Source organism: Paenibacillus sp. YYML68 (assembly GCF_027923405.1).
Lineage (GTDB): Bacteria > Bacillota > Bacilli > Paenibacillales > NBRC-103111 > Paenibacillus_G.
Genome location: NZ_BQYI01000001.1, coordinates 2,869,158 through 2,890,541 on the forward strand (window position 1 = coordinate 2,869,158; position 21,384 = coordinate 2,890,541).

A 21,384-nucleotide genomic window follows, 5' to 3' on the forward strand; every position below is an offset into this window, starting at 1 on the left:
CGCAGCCCACTTCATAATTAACGCTGGAGTACGTTTAGGGCTCAAGCTTCTTCTCAAGCCATAGCTCCAAGGCATCCATCACGACCTGTAGATTGGAGCGGCCTGCGACGTCTACATAAGGCGCAGCGTGGCGGAAGTAATCCGGGTGACCGCCTACGATCGGCAGCTCCATCATGTCGCTCGGGGCATGCTTGTACCGGTTCCATCGCATAAGACCATTATGCGTCCGCTCCCACCCTCCCCAGCTGCCGATTAGGCTGACAGGGTCCGATGGTCGCCCGCTTCGCCACGATGCCGCCATATACAGCACGCGGTCGCGCTCCTCCGGCAGCACCCTGCACCTCGGTGATCCGATCAGCACGTTCAGCGTATGCAGATGCGGATGTAGCCGTCGCACCTCACGCGCAGCATGCAGACCGGCAATGCCGCCCCCGCTATGGCCGACCAACAAGACGACAGCGTAATGGTGGATTGCCAAATCAAGTCGGTCGCGAAGCTCCCTATACCGCGACGTAGCGATCGATCGATGCGTCCACCGACTGCCCATCGCGTAGTCATAGGCGATATCCCCAATTTGCGGAAGTAGACGGCGGCCCCAATCTCCATACGCATACAGCGAATGAGCATCCGCCTCATAGCCGAGCTCATCGAGCAGTCTGCACAGAGATGCCCGTACACCATCCATGAAGCTCGGCGCTGTAGCCAGCCCTGGGAGCGTAATTAACAGCGCTCTACGGCTCATGCCGCTCTCGCACTGCCGCATATTCAATACGCTCCAGCAGACTTGGATGACTCGCACGGAACAGCTTCACGAGCCACGGCGGATTCATCTCGCTGAGGGATGCAGCCGCCAGCTTCTGGAACATCGTCACAGCACCTTCCGTGCTGCCTAGCAGCTCGAATGCGTATCGATCCGCCGCATGCTCCGCCTGTCTCGACACCGTGTTCGCGACAGGCAGCGAAGCGAAGGACACGACCGAGAGCAGCAGGAGCAGCACGGGGAGCGATGACAGTGCTCCGGGAGCCGAGATAAGAGTGCCTTTTCTTAACCTGCGGAACAAATGTTCTGCTGCCACTCCGCTTAACGCTAAGCCGACGAGCGAGGAGCCGATCGCCCCGACCGCGCTCCATTCCAGATGATGCATCGCATAGTGCCCCATCTCATGCGCCATGATGACCATAATTTCCTGCTCGGTCAGCCGCTCTAGCGTCGTATCCCACAGCACAATCCGTAGCGAGGAGCCGATGCCGTTCACGTAGGCGTTAAGCGCGTTCGTCTTCTCCGAGACGTTCACCTCGAACACACGATCGGCCGGAATATTCGCCTTGTCCGCCAGCGCCAGCAGCTTCGCTTCGAGCTGAGCATTCGACAGCCGCTTGAAGTCGTTATAGAGCGGATCAATGACGACCGGTTGAATATACATGAGAAATAACGTGACAGGCACAGACAGCAGCCATAGCTTCACCCACCAGCGGCCTCCGCGGCGAATGAGCCATAGCACAACAGCCGCTCCGAGGCTGAGCATGATGAAATCAACACCGAAGTCGACTGCGCGATCGCGCAGCCAGCTCCCCCACCCTTGGGTCGAAATGCCATTCGCCCGTGAGAGCGTATAGCTTGTCAGACGAATCGGCAAGAAGCACACGAACACGAACGTCTGCAGCAGCAGCACGAATAATGGAAGCTTCAACCATTTCACGCGATTCCATGTCGTAGATTGCTCCAGCCGCTGCTCCCAGCGCAGTCCAAGCCCGCTGAACACGACCCAACCATAGACGAGCCACTCCCACGGATAGCTGATGAAGAACAGCCAGTTGCGCTGTGCTGAATAGATCAGACTACGCTCGTACAGCTCCGGATCTAGGAAGGTAGCCGGGTCGGCGGCAGTTCCAGCGGCGTAGGGCGGGATCGGTTGTCTCATGGCCACGGCGAGGTACAGTGCGATCGCCGCGGCGTAGAGGATGAAGGCCATCACATAGGTTCGAGGTCGGGCCAGCATATTGGTTCGTAACAATCATAACGCCTCCTATCGTTGCTCATCTGCCGCATTAGCGGCATTAGAAGTATAATTGATTAGTGGGAAGTGCTCGATCATTTACATGCTTAACCATTATATCCGTTTCTCGGTCGAAGCACACGAGTCACTCTGCTACGCTTCCCAGGTCCCCGACCTAGGTCCAGCTGCCAGACCGTCCGCGGTACAGTTTTCGAACGCGTCCAAATCGTTTACAATGAAGGAAGTAGAAATCGAAGTTAAAGGATGGTGAAGCGAATTATGAAATGGAACGGACGGACGATCGGCGGGCTAGCGCTGGCGCTTCTCGGCATATGCTCGGTATTCGTATGGGGAGCGTTCTGGGCGTTAATTACGTATGCATTTGCTTTTGTCTTATTATTTTATGGCCTTAAGTTTTGGCGCGAGGCGAACGGCATGTTCCAGCGCATCTGCAGCGGTCTCGGACTGCTCGCTGGTGTACTGCTCTTGCTGTACTGGCTGCCGAAGTTTATCGCGCTCATCTTGTCCGCGGCTATGATTCTCGGCGGCTTGTGGCTGTATCGGACCGGACAATCCGGCGGGTCGAGCTATTATACGTTTCGGATGAAGTAGTATCTGTAGCAGACCTATTCATACCAGATTGTACCCAACTCACCGCATCTCAATCGGGTAGGAGGCTACCCATTATTTGAGTAGCCGACCTCCCACACCACCGTACGTACCGTTCGGTATACGGCGGTTCCTTAGTTTACACAGTGACTTGCCGGTAATAATCTGAAAAGAATAGAAATCCGAGACCTTTTATTGTGGTGTTATTGAGGGAAGTGTCGAGAATGGGGCTATTAGATGTTCGCCAGTAGCTCTTTCTTGTGTTTGCGTATTCCCATGCCTTCTGTTCGTGGATGCCAAGCGATTTCAGTTTGTCGAATCTTGTCCTCACTCGTTTCCACTGTTTCCAGAAGATCATGCGGATACGTCTTCTCATCCATTCGTCCGTGGACTTAAGCAACTTTTTCATATCGGCTATTTTGAAGTAGTTTACCCACCCCGTAATGTACCGTTTTAATTTTATTGCTCGGTCGTCGTTTCCCATTCCGTTGCTTCTCGACGTCAGCTCTTTTACTTTGGCTTTCATCTTGGCTGTCGATTTAGGATGTATTCTGACCTTTGTTTGTCCTTTTCGGCTGTAGAATGAAAATCCTAGAAACTTAACTCTCCTCGCATCATCCACAACCGTCTTCTCTCGATTCACCTTAAGGAACAGCTTCTGCTCGATAAAGGGGAGAATATTGGACAGTGTTCGTTCGGCGCTTTTCCTGCTCTTACAGAATACGAGCATATCGTCTGCGTAACGTACAAAGCGATGGCCTCTCCTTTCAAGTTCCTTATCCAGTTCATTTAGCATGATATTGCTAAGTATTGGACTCAGATTCCCTCCCTGCGGCACGCCGAGTTCGGTTTCCTCAAACTTGTGCCTAACAACCACTCCAGCTTTCAGAAATTTGTGAATGAGCGATATGACTCGGCCGTCCTTTATGGATCTCGACAGCACTTCGATTAATTTGCTTTGGTTAACCGTATCGAAGTATTTCTCTAGATCCATGTCAACGACGAAACGATAACCATCGTCGATATGCATCTGACTTTTCCAAATCGCATCATGTGCTTTCCGTTTCGGGCGGAAACCGTAGCTGTTCTCTGAAAATTGTTTCTCGTAGATCGGTGTCAGCACTTGGGCGATTGCCTGTTGGATGAGCCGGTCCACCACCGTAGGGATTCCCAGATTTCTTTTCTTTCCGTTCTCTTTCGGGATTTCTACCCGCCGAACGGGATTCGGACGGTATTTGCCGTCCAGGATTTGTTGCTTGATGGTTTCGCCGTTTTCTTTGAGATATTGTAGAAGTGCATCTACCCCCATCCCGTCGACTCCATGCGACCCCTTGTTTGCTTTGACTCGCTTGAACGCTTCGTTCAGGTTGTCTCGGCTCACGATCTTCTCAAGCAACTTATCCCCCGACTTGCTTGTGTTGGCATCGTCCTTTTCAGTTATCCGCTCAGGAATGTGCACTCCCGCATATCCGTCGTGTTCCGCACTATCTTTCTGCGTGGAGCCTTCTTTTCGAAGTTGGCTGCCCTTTGCTCCTGTTTTGGTATCATTCATTGACGATCACCTCCTAAGGTTCAGCCCTTCCCCCCTGCTGTCGACGGCAGGAGGTACTATGGCGTCTGCTGACTTCTCATGATAAATCTTGTTTCAACCGTGATTCGAAATTCATCTCAGCACGTCCATGAGACCTCCCACGGTAAGACGACTCACTTTCCTTCCATGCACCCGCATCATTTACATTGGTACGTCCGTGTAGTTATTGGACTTCGCTTTGTTTTGCAAGCTCATCCCATACCTTATGCCTGATGATGTTCGTGTTCCTCGGGTCGGAATTTTGCCTCCAGCTTCCTTCAGATTCCACCTCACGATGGACACCCTTGCTCTTGGCTAGTGGTTGGTAACTACAAACCCCCACAGTGGACTTTCACCACCTAGTTAGTCGCCATGCGTGGCGCACAAAAAGACTGCACTCGCTCTTAGCGCGGTGCAGTCTTCTACTATATATGGTCGTCTCATGCCGATGTGGAGATCGTCGTTCATGCATTGCTATAAGATAGCACGGTTACTGTCATTACCTAGCTTCGTTACAGTACATCCTATGGCAAGTTCGCTTACCGCCTTATGCGCGATGTCAAGCTCACCCCCGAGGCTTCGCCCTGCGGGTCGGCGCCTCCGACAGCGGATCGTCCGGCCACACGTGCTTCGGGTAACGACCCTTCAAGTCCTTCTTCACCTCGAAGTATGCATCCCGCCAGAAGCTGGCAAGATCACGCGTCACCTGAACCGGACGATGCGCCGGCGACAGCAGATGCAGCACGAGCGGCACCTTGCCGCAGGCGATGCGCGGCGTCTCGAACAGGCCGAACATCTCCTGCAGCCGCACTGCCAGCACCGGCGCATCGGGATCGCTGTAATCGATTGGGATGCGCGAGCCGCTCGGCACCGTCCAATGCGTCGGCGCCTCCTTCTCCAGCTCCTGGCGCTCCGTCCAGGAGAGCATTCCCTCCAGCAACGCGGCTGGCTGTAGCCGCTGCAGCTCCTCGCGCTGCTTCATCCCGTAGGCGTGAGGGGCAAGCCACTCCTCCAGCCCGCCGAGCAGCGCTTCATCGGACATGTCCGGCCACGGTGACCCGACATGGCGGTGCATGAACGCAAGCCGTTCGCGCAGCTGCTGCGCCGCCTTCGACCACGTTAGCAGCCCGAGTCCTTCGTGCCGAATGCCTTCGAGCAGGGCGGCCAGCAGCGCATCAGGCTCGGGCCTAGGCAGCACCGCTTCCTTCAGCAGGAGCGCGCCGAGTCGCTCGCGGCGGCGCGCTCTCACATTGCGCGCCTCGACGTCCCAATAGACGAGCTCCTCACGTTGAATCAGATCACCAAGATGCGTATACAGCTCCTCCAGCGTGACTGGCGCAGCAAGCCGTATGCGGCTGTCCGCGCCTACGTCGTCGACATCAGCCGCGACGACATACGGAGCGAGCGACAAGCTCTGCATGCTCGCGAAGATGGCGCCCCGGCCGTTCGCCAGCAGGAATCGGCCGTCGCCGCGGTTCTGGGCGATCCGGTCCGGATACGCCAGCGCCAGCAGCAGGCCGCTGGCGTCCTCCTCGCCCGGGCGTGACCAGCCCGGGCCTGCGCCGACCGCGCGCTTCCACTGCGCGGCCTCCTCCGCGACGCGGCGCTTCGCCGCCGCGTCAGCACCTGCTTCGCCGCCCGCCCGTCCCGGGGCGGCGGCCCAGTCCCGCAGCGCCGCGAGCCGGCGGCGCACATCGCTGTCGGCGCGCCCGTCCCCCGGCGCGCCTGCAACAGGCTCGGAGCGGAAGGCATCCCGCTCCTGCAACAGGGCCGCCAGCTCGCAGGCGGCCCCACCTAGGCCCAGCGGCTTCGCGCGCAGGGCCATATGGGCCAGGCGCGGCTCCATGCCGAGCCGCGCCATCGCCTGGCCGTGGGCGGTCAGCGCCCCGGCCGCATCCAGTGCGCCGAGCTGGCGCAGCAGCTCGGCGGCCTCCCGGTACGCCGCAGCAGGCGGCGGCGTCAGCCAGCTGAGCGCGTCGGGGCTCGTCCCCCACGCGGCCAGCTCCAGCGCGAGCGGCGCGAGATCCGCCTCCGCCATCTCCGGCGTGCGGTGCTCCGCCATCGCACGCTCCTCCTCCGGCGACCAGAGACGGTAGCAGACGCCCGGGCCTTGACGGCCCGCGCGTCCGCGCCGCTGGTCGGCAGACGCTCTCGACACCTGCACCGTGTCGAGCCGAGTCATCCCTGTACGCGGTGAATAACGCGGCGTACGGGCAAGGCCGCTGTCGACGACGATGCGTACACCGTCGACCGTCAAGCTTGACTCGGCGATCGTCGTCGCGAGTACAGCCTTGCGCGTGCCGGGCGGGGCGGGCCGAAGCGCCAGCTCCTGTGCCGAGGGCGGCAGCATCCCGTACAGCGGATGCACCGCAAGACCCGGCAGCTGAGCCCGCAGCCCGGCGAGCATCGACTCGACGCGGCGAATTTCCCCCGCGCCCGGCAAGAACACGAGCAGGTCGCCTTCCTGCTTCGCGTATGCCTCCTGGATCACCCGCACGACCGCCTGCTCGAGCTTCTCGCTTGATAGGCGCGGCCGATGGAGCGTCTCCACCGGATACGCTCGCCCCTCACAGACGAGCACCGGCGCATCGTTCATCAGCTTCGCGACAGCGGCAGCATCCAGCGTTGCGGACATGACCAACAGACGGAGCTCGTCTCGCAGCACCGATTGCGACTCAAGACTTAGCGCGAGCCCGAGATCGGCCTGCAGGTTACGTTCATGGAATTCATCGAACAAGACAATGCCTGTATCCTCCAGCATCGGGTCCGATTGCAGCATACGGGTCAGCACACCCTCGGTCACGACCTCGATGCGCGTCTTCGCGCTCACCTTCGTCTCCAGACGCACCCGGTAGCCGACCGTATCCCCGACCTGCTCCCCGAGCGACTGCGCCATATAGCGGGCTGCTGACTTCGCCGCCAGTCTACGCGGCTCGAGCATGACGATTTTGCGTCCATTCAGCCACGGCTCCTCCAGCAGCGCCAACGGTACCCGAGTCGTCTTACCGGCTCCCGGCTCTGCGACGAGCACAGCTCGGGTATGATCGCGCAGCAGCCCTAGCAGCTCTGGCAGCCGCGCTTCGATCGGCAATGCCATTCTCTCATCTTTCCTTTCCCATCGATCAATCACGCCATCGCGCTGCGCTTACAACCAATCTGCATAGCCAAGCCCTGTACTCGTCGCACCATGGAACGTATGCGTATGCCGCTTGACTGCGAGCAACGTCGTATAATAACCGCCGCGGAACGCGAACGGCTCATTGATCGTCTCGCTATTAATCAAATGATAATGGTCACCGTTAGGCAGGCCGAGTGCAGGACCTGTCGTGCCCTGCAGTCGATGAAAGTGCCGCCCGTCGATCAAGGTATGACCTTGGAACGTATGTACGTGACCATCACCCTCGCTTCCGTTCACCGGATATGTAAACAGCTGCAGCTCATGCACATGCCCCTGTTCCTCATCGGTTATAGCGCGAAAATAATGAGCATGGGCTCTCGGTACAGCGCCTACGTTCGAGCTCCATGCTCCAATTGTTTTTCGTATCGGCATACTCCCGCCCCCTGACCTGAACTGACAGGCTCCGAATCCATCGTCCCCTGAAGCTCTAACCGTATGACTGACACATCATACGCGAGGGCAGTACCCCTTCATGCCTTAATATTGCTCTGGAATTGCAATCCAGCCCTTATAAATTCCCCAATAGAACATGAACGACACGACGAAGCCGATGCCGAGCATCAGCCAAGCCGTTCCCTTCTTCTTCTGGAAGGCGAATACGAACGCTAGGCTGAAGAACGTCCCCATCACCAGCAAGCACAGCAGCATAATAATTGTAGCCATTCGTCCAATCTCTCCTTCATCCCTCAATTGTTGATTGTTTCTATGTACAGAGCCCGCTTGACCGCACGTAGCGAAAAAAGCCCCCGAAACGAGCCGCTAGGCTTGTCTCGAAGGCTTAATCGACGATTCGAATCGATCGCGCAGCAGTTGTTCTACTCTTCCTCGTCATCCAGCAGGGAGTAAGACAGCTCCGCGAGAAGCTGCTGCTGCTCTTCCTTCGATAACGATGTATTCGTATCCAGCTCCCGATAGATCGATTCCTTGTCCGCTTCGAGCTCCGGGTTCACCTTGAACTTGACGATGTCCATATTCGCAAGGCCTCCTTAACATGTGTTAAGGTGAGTGTTCCCGGTGTCGTACATTCTATGCATCGTTCACAATTTCAACCTACTCCGAGCACGTCGAACGGACGACTTCGCCCTGCTCCACATTGATCTTCTCCGAAATCGTGTCACGAATAACACCCATGATGAGCTGAAGCAAGTAGTTAATGTCCTCTTGAGACTGCTTGAACTCGCTTACGATCGGGATCGAATCGAGCTCGTCCTGCAGCGCCTCAATCTCACCCTCAATCTTCTCGACCATCTTCTTGTTCTCGAACGATTCGAAGGCGACGATCTCCTTCTGCTTCTTCTTAATCGAGCTGATCAGTGTCTGAATTTGGTCGTTGCTCGCAATCTTCTTCTCCGCCTGCTGATAGAAGACGACCTCGCTTGACGTTGACAGCATGTCAGCGAGCTCCTTCGCCTTCGCCATAATATCCTCACGCACGATCATCTCTGTGTTCGTGTACGTTTCCATTCCGCAATCGTTATATTTCTTCTCCGCCATCGTGTCTCGTCCCCCTTATGCTTGCGAAGCCTCTGCTACCGGCTCCTTCACCCAATCTCCCTTAATATAAAACGTCGGCGTCTCCGTAATGTGCACGTGAACGAACTGTCCGATCAGCTCCTTCGGCGCCTCAACGTGAACGAGTTTATTCGTTCTCGTCCGTCCAGCCAGTACATTCGGGTTGTTCTTACTCTCTCCCTCAATAAGAACCTCCAGCGTCTGACCCTTCAGCCGCTCGTTGCTCGCCTTGCTGAACACGTTGAGCGTATCGTTCAGTCGAACGAGTCGAGCCTGCTTCACCTCGTATGGAATATCGTCTTCCATATCGGCGGCCGGGGTTCCTTCCCGCGGCGAATAGATGAACGTGAAGGCCATATCGAAGCCGACCTCCTTCACAAGCGAGATTGTCTCCTCGAACTGCTCGTCCGTCTCACCAGGGAAGCCGACGATAATATCGCTAGTGAGCACCGCGTCCGGGATCGCCGCTTTAATTTTACGAACGAGCTCGAGATAATGCTCCCTCGTATACTTGCGGCTCATTCGCTTCAGAATCGCATTGCTGCCCGACTGCACCGGCAGGTGAATATGCTCCACAAGGTTGCCGCCCTTCGCCAGCACCTCAATGAGATGATCGTCGAAGTCTCTCGGATGACTCGTCGTGAAGCGTACACGCGGAAGGTCGATCTTGCGAATATCGTCCATCAGATCGCCGAAGCGGTACTCGATATCCTCGAAATCTTTGCCGTATGCATTCACATTCTGACCGAGCAGCATAATCTCCTTGAAGCCTTGTCTGGCGAGGTCACGCACCTCAGCGATGACATCGTCCGGTCTGCGGCTCCGCTCCTTACCCCGCGTGTAAGGCACGATACAGTACGTACAGAACTTGTCGCAGCCGTACATGATGTTCACCCACGCCTTGATGCCCTCGCGCTTCTTCGGAAGATTCTCAATGATGTCGCCTTCCTTGGACCACACCTCGATTACCATTTCCTTACTGAACATCGCTTCCTTCAGAAGTGCCGGAAGACGGTGTATGTTGTGCGTGCCGAAGATGAGGTCGACGAACGGATGCTTCTTCATGATCCGATTGACGACGCCCTCCTCCTGCGACATACAGCCACACACGCCAAGAATGAGCGAAGGCTTCTCCAGCTTCAGTTTCTTCAGGTGACCGAGCTCCCCGAACACCTTATCCTCCGCATTCTCGCGAACCGCACACGTATTAAGCAGAATAATGTCCGCCTGCTTGCGATCCTCCGTGGGCCGGTAGCTCATTTGCTCGAGCAGCCCTTTGATCGTCTCCGTATCGTGCTCGTTCATTTGACAGCCGTACGTTTGGATCAAATAATGTTTGTCCTTGCCGATTTCCCGAAGCTCCTCCGGAATGCTGAAATCGTAATGAACCTCTATTTCTTCTTTCCCCCGCTTCTTCGCGTCCGTATACGATGGGGGCTGGAAATATTTCGAATAGTCCTTCGTGCTCGTCGTCATCGTTATAGTTCCTCCTGAACAGCGCCGTCAAGCCGCCGCAAAGATCGTACCCTTAATTATATCATTAATAGGGCGGCTATGACAAAAGAAACATCCACTTTACGAGATTAACTGAGTACGATCGTTCCCTTATCTCCATTCTTCACACCCGCTGCATTCGCCTCATCCGTATCAATGTGCATATCCAGCGCGAACTGATCGGATACTCGGGCAAGCACATTCTCGAACACAACGGCTCGCTCACCTTCCACTCGCACAGCAACCAGCTGCTTATCCGATATTCCCCATCTTGCCGCATCCTCGGTGTGGAAATGGATGTGGCGCGCCGCAACGATGACACCGTCTGTCAGCTCCACCTCTCCTGCAGGCCCTGCCACACGTATGCCGGGTGTACCTTCTGTCTTGCCCGATTCACGTACGGGCGCTGCTACACCGATCGTGAACGAATCGGTACGGGAGATTTCGAGCTGAGACTTCGGCCGAGCTGGGCCGAGAATTCTGACCTTGTCGAACCGCCCCTTCGGGCCGATCACCGCTACTGTCTCCTCGGCTGCATATTGATCCGGCTGCGACAGCTCCTTCATCACCTTCAGCTCATAGCCCTCTCCGAACAATCGTTCGATATGCTCCCGGGTTAAATGAATATGGCGCGCCGATACGCCGATAGGTACGCTCATTGTCGTCATAGTCTCGCCCCTCCTAGTTATTCGTTCTATATTGCACTCTCCCCATTATACCCATCCTGTACAAAAAAAGCATACGGTGTGCACCGTATGCTTCTCTCGTGTATGACATTTATTTGAATTCTGCAACCAGCTTCTGGAACTCTTCCTCTGACAGCGATAGATCTGCTTTGTTCAGACCTTCCGGCTTGAAGCCTTTTACAAGGTTCTCGTAGCTAGGCTTTGATTTATCTTGATAAATAAGTCCCGTTACCAAGCTGTTCGTTTCCATAATTTTGTTCATCGCCATGACGCGGTTGGAAGCGTCGTAATCCGGAGTTTCTTCCAGATCAACGATGTTCTCCTTGAACCACTCATACGTGTTCACCTTGTTGAACGTAACGCAAGGGCTGAATACGTTGATGAAGGAGAAGCCTTCGTGCTTCATACCTTCCTCGATGAGCGAAGTCAGCTGCTTCAGGTTGCTCGAGAACGACTGCGCCACGAACGATGCGCCTGCCGCGATCGCTACTTCAAGCGGCGACAGAGCGGACTCGATCGAACCGGACGGCGTCGACTTCGTCTTGAAGCCTTCTGCCGAACGCGGGGACGTCTGACCCTTCGTCAAGCCGTAGATCTGGTTGTCCATGACGATGTACGTAATGTTGATGTTACGACGAATCGCATGCACCGTATGACCCATACCGATTGCGAAGCCGTCGCCGTCGCCGCCTGCAGCGATAACCGTCAGCTCACGGTTCGCCATCTTCAGGCCTTGTGCGATTGGAAGGGAACGACCGTGTACGCCGTGGAAGCCGTATGCGTTGATGTAACCGGAGATACGTCCGGAGCATCCGATACCCGATACGATGGCAAGCTGCTCTGGCTCGAGACCCACATTCGCCGCCGCACGCTGAATCGCCGCCTGTACGGAGAAGTCACCGCAGCCTGGGCACCAGTTCGGCTTAATGTTATTGCGGAAGTCTTTTAACGTTGCCATACTAGGTTCAACTCCTGACAAAAGTTAGTGATTTCGGCTGGCAAGAACGGGTTACCGTTATATTTGAGCATGCTCTTCACTTTATCCGCATGACCTACGTTCAACTTGATAAGCTGAGCCAGTTGACCTGTTGCGTTGTTCTCCACAACGACAACCTGCTTCGCCTTCTCGATGAGTGGCTTCAGATCTTCAACCGGGAACGGATGCAAGAGGCGAACTGTTACATGGTTCGTCTTGATGCCTTCCTTCGTCAAGCGGCCTCTCGCCTCGTCGATCGTTCCGCCGATGGAGCCCATGCCGATGATGAGGAGATCCGGATTCTCGTGAGGAGCATCCACCTTAATCGCATTCGTCACTTTCAGGTTGTTCAGCTTGTTCAGTCGCTTATCCATCATCTTCACGCGGTTCTCCGGGCTCTCCGATGGACGACCGTCTGGAGCGTGCTCGACACCAGTTACGTGATGAATGCCGTACTTCTGACCTGGTACAGAGCGTGGCGATACGCCATCTTCTGTCAACGCATAGCGCTGGAACATTTGGTTCTCTGCAAGCGCTGGAAGCTCACCAGTCTGCAGCTTGCCGCGCTTGATCTCGATCTTGCTGTAGTCAAGCAGCTCGCTCGATTGCTTACCCAGGGACAGCTGCAGGTCTGTCAGCAGTATAACTGGAACCTGATATTCCTCTGCGAGGTTGAATGCTTCAATCGTATCGTAGAAGCACTCCTCAATCGTCGATGGCGACAGAACGATCTTCGGAATTTCACCGTGTGTTCCGTGGATCATCGCCAGTACGTCGGATTGCTCCTGCTTCGTCGGAAGACCTGTACTTGGACCGCCGCGCTGTGTATCGACGATAACGATTGGGGTCTCCGTCATACCTGCAAGTCCAATCGCTTCCATCATCAGGGACAGACCAGGACCCGCAGATGCTGTCAACGTACGCACGCCGCCGTAGTTAGCGCCGATTGCCATCGTACAAGCTGCGATCTCGTCCTCAGTCTGGATAACCGTACCGCCGAACTTCGGCAGCGTCTTGATCAAGTATTCCATGATCTCCGATGCTGGAGTGATCGGGTAAGCTGGCATGAAGCGGCAGCCTGCAGCAACTGCGCCAAGCGCGATCGCATCGTTACCGATCATGAACAGCTTCGTTCTGCCGTCAGCAGGCGCGAGCTGGAATTCCGGAAGCGGACCGCCTGTCAGCTCAAGCACGAACTCAGCAGCCTTACGAACCGCCTCGATGTTCTTCTCAACGACTGCTGGACCTTTACGACCGAACTCTTCTTCAACTGCTTTATTAAACACCTCAAGCGGCAAGCCGAGCAATGCCCAGGATGCGCCGGAAGCGGCCATGTTCTTAAATAGGGAAGTGCCAAGCTCCTCAGCAATTGCTGTGATCGGAACCGCGAATAAGCGAGCCTTCACACCTTCAGGTACTGTCGGATTTACTTTTGCATCTGCGATAATAACGCCGTTCTCACGCAGCTCATGCGCGTTAACATCAATTGTTTCCTGGTCGAAAGCAACGAGAATGTCGAGATCGTCGGAAATGGCACGAATCGGTTGTGTACTGATTCTGATTTTGTTATTCGTATGTCCGCCCTTAATCCGCGAGGAAAAGTGACGGTACCCATACAAGTAGTACCCCAGTCTGGTCAAGGCAGTGGAAAAGATTTTGTCCGTACTTTCCACGCCTTCCCCCTGTTGTCCTCCGACTTTCCAAGATAATTGGCTAATCACCGTTGTCCACTCCTTTTAAGTTCGCTGCCCTTGCAGCTACCCATGATCGTCCGAAAGACGATTACCACTACATATCTTTCAGTGTCACACAAATTTTATGTCTTCAAGGGGTAAATTGCAAGGGTTTTCGACAAAATCAAAACATAGTAAATTTAGATCATATCCATATCACTACGCGATTAATCTGCTTGGTTTACATCTACAATCAAGATGTTAATATTTAATAAATCGGCAGGTGCTGCTGCAGATACGTCTGCCAGTTGCCGTATAGCAGCTTCTCCACCAGCTGGGCAGGATACCTCTTGTACAGCTCATTCGCAAGCGTTACATAGCCGCCAGGGTGCTCAAGACCCGGAATCCACTGGTCAATACCATCAAAGTCCGAGCCGAACACAAGCTGACCTTCGCCTCCTAGACTCAGTACATAGTCAACATGTCGCAGCAGCGCTTCAATCGACGCCTGACCGCCTCCTTGCACGAACCAAGGAACGAACGTCAGACCGATTCTCCCGTCGCGGCGAATGAGCTCCTTGAGCTGGTCGTCATCCAGATTGCGCGGGTGTCCGCAGACTGCCTTCGCATTCGAATGCGTTGCGACAAACGGCACAGCGGAGCACTCAGCCAAGTCCCAGAACGAAGCAACAGACAAGTGTGACGCATCCAATAGGATGCCCAATTCGTTGCATTCTTTAATAAAGCTTTTTCCCCGTCGCGAGAACCCGCCCTTGCGTGGCTCCAGAATGCCGTCCGCGGCCCAGTTGCCATAATTCCAGGTCGGTCCGATCATCCGCACACCGAGGTCATACAGCGTTCGAAGATAGAGCGAGTTGCCGCCGAGTGCGTCCGCTCCTTCCAGTGTCAGGAGCGCCCCGCGCTGCGGACCGTGCATCACGTCGATCAGATCGCTTCTCGTCCGAATGAGCCGCATCCGATCGTGCTGCCTAATTCCCCGATTCAGAATCGATACGTATTCCAGATAATGGTCGAACCTCGGATCTGTAATGCGTTCAGGCAAGTAGATGGCAAAGAACTGCACCCTCACATTCGCCTCACATAGCCGACTATATGTCACATCAAGTCCCGGCTCATCCCCCGTTCCGTAAAAATCGAGCTCCTCGTTCTCGTACAGCTTATACAAGGCGTCGCAATGCCCGTCGATGACCTTCATCATTCGAATTCCTCCCTCAATGATTGGCTACCGTCTCCTGCCTCTGAACAGCCCAAAAAACCTGTCTACAACGTAAACAGGTATCAGGCTACAATCTATGTAGATCCGTCCAGCTATCTTGGCTCCACAATCAGTTTAATGGCCGTGCGGTCCTCACCGTCAATGACAATATCCGTGAACGCTGGTACGCAGATGAGATCAACCCCGCTAGGAGCGACAAATCCTCGTGCAATCGCAACTGCTTTAATCGCTTGGTTCAATGCGCCAGCACCGATCGCTTGGAGCTCAGCAGCTCCGCGCTCACGAAGCACACCTGCAAGTGCGCCGGCAACAGAGTTTGGATTGGATTTTGCTGAAACCTTTAATACTTCCATGAAAGTACCTCCTCGGGAATGATGAATAGCATCTACTTCTAATCATATTCCCGCGTTGCAAAGTTAGTACCAGCAATCCATCCATTGGACGACCTTCATGAAAGATTCGGTTCGCGCAGCCCTACTCGAACAATAGGTCATCCTCTTCCATACGGATGAGCTGCAGCTTCTTCCCAAGGCCGGTGTCCGGATTCAGCTCGATGCAGACGGCGTGGAAGTGCCACTTCCCTTCGTCCACGACGAATCGGGCCGGAAGCTGCGTCTGAAACTTATACAGCACCGCCTCCCGCTCCATACCGAGTATGCCGTTCATCGGTCCGACCATCCCAACATCGGTCAAATAAGCTGTCCCTTGCGGCAGCAGCCGCTCATCGTGCGTCTGAACGTGTGTATGCGTCCCGACGACCGCGGACACCCGCCCATCAAGATGCCAGCCCATCGCCAGCTTCTCACTCGTCGCCTCGGCATGGAAGTCGACGAATATGTACGGCGTCCGCTTGCGAGCCTCCTCCACGAGCTCATCGGCCTTAGCGAACGGGCAATCCAGCGGCGGCAAGAACGTACGTCCTTGCAGGTTAATAATCGCCAGCTCCTTGTCCTTCACCTTAATGAACGTCATCCCTTGTCCCGGCGTCCCCCAAGGGAAGTTAGCCGGACGCACGAGCCGCTTCTCGCGATCGATAAATTCGAATATATCCTTCTGATCCCACGTATGATTGCCCATCGTAATGCCATGAACGCCCATATCGAAAAATTCCTTCGTAATCGTCTCCGTAATCCCTCTGCCCGCCGCTGCATTCTCACCATTCACGACGATCCAATGCGGATTATATTTCATCTTCAGCCTAGGCAGCACCGTCTTCAGCGCTTTGCGGCCGACTGACCCCACGATATCTCCGATAAATAACAGTTTGATACGAGTTCCTCCTTATTCCTATGACCATCAATGAAAGAGAAGTGGCTTCACAGCCACTTCTCGGGTCATGCAACATATTCAATTCATATTGCGATTACTTCGCGTATTCCACCGCTCGCGTCTCGCGAATGACGGTAACCTTGATATGTCCCGGATAATCGAGCTCACTCTCGATTTTCTTCGTAATATCACGGGCGAGTCGGAACGCCTCAGTGTCATCCACCTTCTCAGGCTGCACCATGACGCGCACCTCGCGGCCAGCTTGAATCGCGAACGACTTCTCGACACCCTCGAACGATTCGGAGATCTCCTCGAGCTTCTCCAATCGACGAATGTACGTCTCGAGCGTCTCGCGGCGGGCGCCTGGGCGAGCTGCAGACAGCGCATCTGCTGCACCAACGAGCATTGCAATGACCGACGTCGCTTCACAATCGCCGTGGTGAGAGGCGATACTGTTGATGACGACCGGATGCTCCTTGTACTTCTTGGCGATCTCCACACCGATCTCTACGTGCGAGCCTTCCACCTCGTGATCAAGCGCTTTGCCGATATCATGAAGCAAGCCGGCACGCTTCGCCAATGTCACGTCTTCGCCTAACTCTCCTGCCATCAGGCCGGATAAGTAAGCAACCTCCATGGAATGCTTCAGCACGTTCTGACCGTAGCTTGTGCGGAACTTCAGGCGACCCAGAATCTTGATCAAGTCCGGGTGCAAGCCATGTACGCCCGTCTCGAACGTAGCCTGCTCACCGTATTCGCGGATACGCTCGTCCACTTCCTTACGAGACTTCTCCACCATCTCTTCGATGCGAGCCGGGTGAATACGTCCGTCAGCGACAAGCTTCTCCAGCGACGTGCGGGCAATCTCGCGGCGAATCGGGTCGAAGCCCGACAGGATGACCGCTTCAGGAGTATCGTCGATGATCAGATCAATACCGGTCAACGTTTCCAGTGCACGGATATTGCGTCCCTCTCTACCGATGATACGTCCCTTCATTTCTTCATTCGGAAGTGATACGACGGATACCGTCGTCTCCGCGACATGGTCTGCCGCGCAGCGCTGAATAGCAAGCGTAATAATATCTCTTGCCTTCTTGTCGCCATCTTCCTTCGCCTGCTGCTCGATCTCCTTGATCAGCTGGGCTGTTTCGTGGCGAACCTCCTGCTCGACGCTAGTCAGGATGATCTGCTTCGCTTCATCCATCGTCAACGCAGAAATTCGCTCCAGCTCGCTCACCTGATCGCGGTAAATCTGATCGATCTGAGCCTGCGTTTCATCGATTCGTTTCTCCTTGTTGGCGACCTGCTCTTCTTTTTTCTCAAGAGATTCTAATTTTTTATCCAGCGATTCCTCTTTTTGCAACAATCGTCTCTCTTGTCGTTGAGTTTCATTCCGACGTTCACGAATGTCTTTTTCAGCTTCGGTTCTGAGCTTATGAATTTCGTCCTTCGCTTCAAGAACCGCTTCCTTCTTCAGTGCGTCTGCTTCCTTGCGAGCATTGTCCATAATCTGCTCAGCGGCATGTTCAGCACTAGAAATTTTCGCTTCTGCAAGAGACTTGCGGATAATATAACCGATCCAGAAGCATAGTGCACCAACAACGAGAACGATTAAAATCCAGATGACTGGGTTGTTCAACATCCAGTTCACCTCCTCGTTGTTTCTCCAAGGGGTAGCTTGGGATAATCAGGCTGTTTAATCCATTCTACATGCGTTAGTAAAAGTAAAAATTGGCGATTTTACTTTGCGAATCGTTAGCGGGCATGTCAGCAAATGCTGCCAACGATTGGCGTGTATAATGAATATACATCATTATTTTATAGTTTGTGTAGAAAGCTTGTCAAGGTGTTGACAGCTGGGCGCACAATTTGCACCGTTTGAACCGCTTCAATCGTCATGCATCACATCGTCGACATCCATAGACTCAACCCACTCCCCGCTTGACTTCCCCCATTGCTCTGCCAATCGATCCATCACCTTCAACGCCACATTCATCGAATACCCTCTTCGCATGAGGAAGCCTGTCGCCTTCCGTCGCGCCTTCACCGAGTCCTCCTGCCACTCGTTGGCGTATCGTCTGCTGACGAGCTTGTACGCTCCTTCGACCTCGGTCTGCTCGTCAACCTGCTCAAGCGCAGCCTCAATATGCTCCTTCGGCACACCCTTCTGCTTCAGCTCCTGCTTGATCCAATGTCGGCCCTTCCGCTGCGACTCGGATCGTTGCTTCGCCAGCTGCTCCGCGAACAGCGCATCGTTCAAGTACCCCTCGCTTCGCAGTCGGTCCAAGCAATGGTCAATGATGGATGACTCGAACTCCTTCTCCATCAGTCTAGCCCGAAGCTCATGCTCGGAGCGCAGCCTGCTGGATAAGAGCCTTACCGCGCTTAAATACGCCTTGTGACGCTCCTCATCGACCAGCAGCCGCTCCAGCTCCTCTGACTCGACGACAGCGCCCTTCAACAGCCTGTAACGAATCATTAAATCTTCATGCACCGAGAATGCATAGACGCCGTCTAAGTGGATGTTGTACCGATGCCTCGTACGTGGCTGTCGCTCGATCAACGTAATGGTGCCGCCTGACGTCCGCTTCTCTCCCTCATCCATCGTTGTCACACCTTTCGCATGCTGGCATATAAGAAAAAAGACACCCTTCACGAATGAACAGGTGCCTTGCATTCATCTATTCCAGCAATGCCAGCTCTTCTTCCGGTTCATCGTCGGTATTGGCCCCGACGACAGCAATCAGATTGCTGTTCTCGCGAATCTTCTTCTCGATCGCATCCGCGATGTGAACATTTTCCTTCAGAAACTGCTTCGCATTCTCGCGACCTTGACCAAGTCGATCGTTATTGTAGGAGTACCAGGCTCCGCTCTTCTGAATGATGTCCATCTCCGTCGCGATATCGACGAGGCTGCCTTCACGGGAGATGCCTTCACCGTACATAATATCGATCTCTGCCTGCTTGAACGGAGGAGCAACCTTGTTCTTGACGACCTTGATTTTCGTACGGTTACCGACCATATCATTACCTTGCTTGATTGTCTCTACACGGCGAACATCAAGACGAATGGAGGAGTAGAACTTCAGTGCGCGCCCGCCTGGCGTCGTCTCTGGATTACCGAACATGACGCCGACCTTCTCGCGAAGCTGGTTGATGAAGATCGCAATCGTCTTCGACTTGTTGATCGCACCGGACAGCTTCCGAAGTGCCTGGGACATCAGACGCGCCTGCAAGCCGACGTGGGAATCGCCCATCTCGCCTTCAATCTCGGCCTTCGGCACGAGCGCGGCAACCGAGTCGATGACGATAATATCTACCGCCCCGCTGCGCACGAGCGCCTCGGCAATCTCGAGCGCCTGCTCACCCGTATCCGGCTGAGACAGCAGCAGCTCGTCGATGTTGATGCCGAGCTTGCTAGCATACAACGGATCGAGCGCATGCTCGGCATCGATGAACGCAGCGGTGCCACCGGCACGCTGTACCTCAGCGATCGCATGGAGCGCGACCGTCGTCTTACCGGACGATTCCGGTCCGTATACTTCGATAATTCTTCCGCGCGGGTATCCGCCGATGCCTAGTGCAATATCGAGCGCGAGCGAGCCGCTCTGAATCGTTTCAACCTGCATATGGGTAGACTCACCCAGCTTCATAATCGAACCTTTACCAAATTGCTTCTCAATTTGACGAAGAGCATTTTCCAGTGCCGCACGACGATCCGTCAAAACACTCACTTCCCTTTTATATAATGTCATATCATCTATTATGCTATCATCATAACGGTTTTGTTCGATTTTGCCAACCACTTTTTCGAACATACATTCGCATTTGACTCCAAAGAAAAACCGTAACGATGATAGACATGTTACGGTGCTTCCGTAAATCTATTATACTTCATTTCTATCCGCTCAGCAACTAGATTTTAGCCGCTTCCACAGCTCGTACAGCGCCCGCTTCGACGCCCGCAGCTTCACAGTCGGCCGGTTGCCGCCCAGCTCCAGCCGGACGACCTCAGTCGTACCGCCGCGCTCAGCAACACCGACGTAGATGAGTCCGACCGGCTTGCCCTCGAGCTCCGAAGGACCGGCTACGCCTGTAATTCCGATGCCATAGTCGGTACCGCACAGCCGAAGCACGCGCTCGGCCAGCTCGGCAGCGACAGCCTCACTGACCGCTCCGGGTGCCTCAGGACCTTCAAACAGCTCTGTCGGAACTCCGAGCACCGTCTTCTTCACATCGTTCGTGTAGCAGATAACACCACCTGAGAACGCCTCAGAGGAGCCTGAGACGGCCGTCAGCAGATCGCTCAGCTGCCCACCTGTGCAGCTCTCTGCAACGGCAAGCCGCTTCCCGCAAGCGGTAAGCTTCTTAACCACCTGCTCCTCCAGCGTGACATCCTCTTCCGCATAGATAAACTCACCCAACCTGCTGCGGATCTCACCGAGTAGCGGTTCTAGCTTACCGTCTGCCTCGGTTGCCGTAGCTGCACGAGTCGTCAGTCGAATGGCGACCTCGCCCTCCTTCGCATACGGCGCGATCGTCGGATCGTCCTGCTGCTGAATGAGATCAAGCAGTCGATGCTCGAGCGTAGACTCGCCAATTCCGGCGAACTTCAGCATCACGGAATGAAGCGGTGCTATTCCAGGGTATTTAGATTCCAGCCACGGCTTGACCTGATTGTCGAACATCGGCTTCATCTCACGCGGAGGTCCCGGCAGCACCACATAGTGCGTCCCATCCACCGTAACCGCGTTGCCCACCGCAAGTCCCGTCTCATTAGGCAGCGGATCGCTGCCCTCGAGCATGAGCGCTTGTCGTGCATTGCTCTGGACCATCTCAATGCCGCGACGAGCGAAGAAGGCCGTCATCGTATCCATTGACGGCTGATGCACGACAAGCTGCCGGCCGAGCACCTCGGCCAGCACATCCTTCGTCAGATCATCCTGCGTCGGTCCAAGACCTCCAGTGCACACGATCAGCTCAGCACGACCCTTGGCGACCGCCAGTGCTTCCTTCATCCGCCCGACGTTATCCCCAACAACGGTATGATAGTAGACCCCTATGCCAATATCAGCGAGGCCCCGGGATAAATATTGAGCGTTGGTGTTTGCGATTTGACCCATCAGCAGCTCTGTGCCGATTGCGATAATTTCCGCTCTCATGCTGTCCCTCCCGCAGCAGCG

The 21,384-nt window shown here is 54.9% G+C and carries 20 protein-coding genes; 1 reads left to right on the top strand and 19 read right to left on the bottom strand.

Annotation, left to right across the window (positions count from 1 at the left end; genetic code table 11):
* Positions 1 to 34: 34 nt before the first annotated feature.
* The gene (locus tag PAE68_RS12950; protein ID WP_281887517.1) at positions 35 to 763 is read right to left on the bottom strand and encodes a hypothetical protein; all 729 of its coding nucleotides are present in this window, start codon (positions 761 to 763) and stop codon (positions 35 to 37) included.
* Complete coding sequence (locus tag PAE68_RS12955) at positions 732 to 2,015, bottom strand: M48 family metallopeptidase (RefSeq protein WP_281887518.1); 1,284 nt, start codon at positions 2,013 to 2,015, stop codon at positions 732 to 734. The genes PAE68_RS12950 and PAE68_RS12955 overlap by 32 nt, the downstream gene beginning before the upstream one ends.
* A gap of 261 nt (positions 2,016 to 2,276) precedes the next feature.
* Here PAE68_RS12955 and PAE68_RS12960 point away from each other — a divergent pair, with 261 nt between their 5' ends.
* Positions 2,277 to 2,609, top strand: a complete 333-nt coding sequence (locus tag PAE68_RS12960) for a hypothetical protein (RefSeq protein WP_281887519.1) — start codon at positions 2,277 to 2,279, stop codon at positions 2,607 to 2,609.
* Positions 2,610 to 2,745: 136 nt separating this feature from the next.
* Here PAE68_RS12960 and ltrA read toward each other — a convergent pair whose 3' ends face one another.
* The 17 genes from ltrA to PAE68_RS13045 form a co-directional block, all read right to left on the bottom strand.
* Entirely contained in the window at positions 2,746 to 4,158 is a 1,413-nt protein-coding gene (gene ltrA / locus PAE68_RS12965) for a group II intron reverse transcriptase/maturase (RefSeq protein ID WP_281887520.1), read from the bottom strand.
* Between the two features lie 583 nt (positions 4,159 to 4,741).
* Positions 4,742 to 7,273, bottom strand: coding sequence for an ATP-dependent helicase HrpB (hrpB, locus tag PAE68_RS12970; protein ID WP_281887521.1), 2,532 nt, complete (start codon positions 7,271 to 7,273; stop codon positions 4,742 to 4,744).
* Between the two features lie 48 nt (positions 7,274 to 7,321).
* Positions 7,322 to 7,726, bottom strand: a complete 405-nt coding sequence (locus PAE68_RS12975) for a YmaF family protein (protein WP_281887522.1) — start codon at positions 7,724 to 7,726, stop codon at positions 7,322 to 7,324.
* 105 nt (positions 7,727 to 7,831) lie between these two features.
* Positions 7,832 to 8,017 (bottom strand): hypothetical protein, encoded by a 186-nt coding sequence (locus tag PAE68_RS12980; protein ID WP_281887523.1) that lies wholly within the window; start codon positions 8,015 to 8,017, stop codon positions 7,832 to 7,834.
* Positions 8,018 to 8,169: 152 nt separating this feature from the next.
* The gene (locus tag PAE68_RS12985) at positions 8,170 to 8,325 is read right to left on the bottom strand and encodes a hypothetical protein (protein WP_281887524.1); all 156 of its coding nucleotides are present in this window, start codon (positions 8,323 to 8,325) and stop codon (positions 8,170 to 8,172) included.
* A gap of 79 nt (positions 8,326 to 8,404) precedes the next feature.
* Positions 8,405 to 8,848, bottom strand: coding sequence for a YlbF/YmcA family competence regulator (locus PAE68_RS12990; RefSeq protein ID WP_281887525.1), 444 nt, complete (start codon positions 8,846 to 8,848; stop codon positions 8,405 to 8,407).
* A gap of 15 nt (positions 8,849 to 8,863) precedes the next feature.
* Positions 8,864 to 10,342, bottom strand: coding sequence for a tRNA (N6-isopentenyl adenosine(37)-C2)-methylthiotransferase MiaB (gene miaB / locus PAE68_RS12995; RefSeq protein WP_281887526.1), 1,479 nt, complete (start codon positions 10,340 to 10,342; stop codon positions 8,864 to 8,866).
* 107 nt (positions 10,343 to 10,449) lie between these two features.
* On the bottom strand, positions 10,450 to 11,028 hold the full coding sequence (gene pduL / locus PAE68_RS13000; protein WP_281887527.1) for a phosphate propanoyltransferase: 579 nt from the start codon (positions 11,026 to 11,028) through the stop codon (positions 10,450 to 10,452).
* A gap of 109 nt (positions 11,029 to 11,137) precedes the next feature.
* Positions 11,138 to 12,004 carry a 2-oxoacid:ferredoxin oxidoreductase subunit beta gene (locus tag PAE68_RS13005; protein WP_281887528.1) on the bottom strand — a complete coding sequence of 289 codons (867 nt, stop codon included), beginning with the start codon at positions 12,002 to 12,004 and terminating at the stop codon, positions 11,138 to 11,140.
* Positions 11,992 to 13,743: a 2-oxoacid:acceptor oxidoreductase subunit alpha gene (locus tag PAE68_RS13010; RefSeq protein ID WP_281887529.1), complete on the bottom strand. Its 1,752-nt coding sequence runs from the start codon at positions 13,741 to 13,743 to the stop codon at positions 11,992 to 11,994. Before PAE68_RS13010 ends, PAE68_RS13005 begins: the two co-directional genes overlap by 13 nt.
* A 220-nt stretch (positions 13,744 to 13,963) precedes the next feature.
* Positions 13,964 to 14,914 (bottom strand): dipeptidase, encoded by a 951-nt coding sequence (locus PAE68_RS13015; RefSeq protein ID WP_281887530.1) that lies wholly within the window; start codon positions 14,912 to 14,914, stop codon positions 13,964 to 13,966.
* A 110-nt stretch (positions 14,915 to 15,024) separates the two neighbouring features.
* The gene (locus tag PAE68_RS13020; protein WP_005550495.1) at positions 15,025 to 15,285 is read right to left on the bottom strand and encodes a stage V sporulation protein S; all 261 of its coding nucleotides are present in this window, start codon (positions 15,283 to 15,285) and stop codon (positions 15,025 to 15,027) included.
* A gap of 121 nt (positions 15,286 to 15,406) precedes the next feature.
* Positions 15,407 to 16,201, bottom strand: coding sequence for a TIGR00282 family metallophosphoesterase (locus PAE68_RS13025; protein WP_281891057.1), 795 nt, complete (start codon positions 16,199 to 16,201; stop codon positions 15,407 to 15,409).
* 94 nt (positions 16,202 to 16,295) lie between these two features.
* Complete coding sequence (gene rny / locus PAE68_RS13030) at positions 16,296 to 17,843, bottom strand: ribonuclease Y (RefSeq protein ID WP_281887531.1); 1,548 nt, start codon at positions 17,841 to 17,843, stop codon at positions 16,296 to 16,298.
* A gap of 246 nt (positions 17,844 to 18,089) precedes the next feature.
* Entirely contained in the window at positions 18,090 to 18,806 is a 717-nt protein-coding gene (locus PAE68_RS13035) for a RecX family transcriptional regulator (protein WP_281887532.1), read from the bottom strand.
* Positions 18,807 to 18,882: 76 nt separating this feature from the next.
* Entirely contained in the window at positions 18,883 to 19,926 is a 1,044-nt protein-coding gene (gene recA / locus PAE68_RS13040; protein ID WP_281887533.1) for a recombinase RecA, read from the bottom strand.
* Between the two features lie 183 nt (positions 19,927 to 20,109).
* The gene (locus tag PAE68_RS13045) at positions 20,110 to 21,363 is read right to left on the bottom strand and encodes a competence/damage-inducible protein A (RefSeq protein WP_281887534.1); all 1,254 of its coding nucleotides are present in this window, start codon (positions 21,361 to 21,363) and stop codon (positions 20,110 to 20,112) included.
* Positions 21,364 to 21,384: the final 21 nt, after the last annotated feature.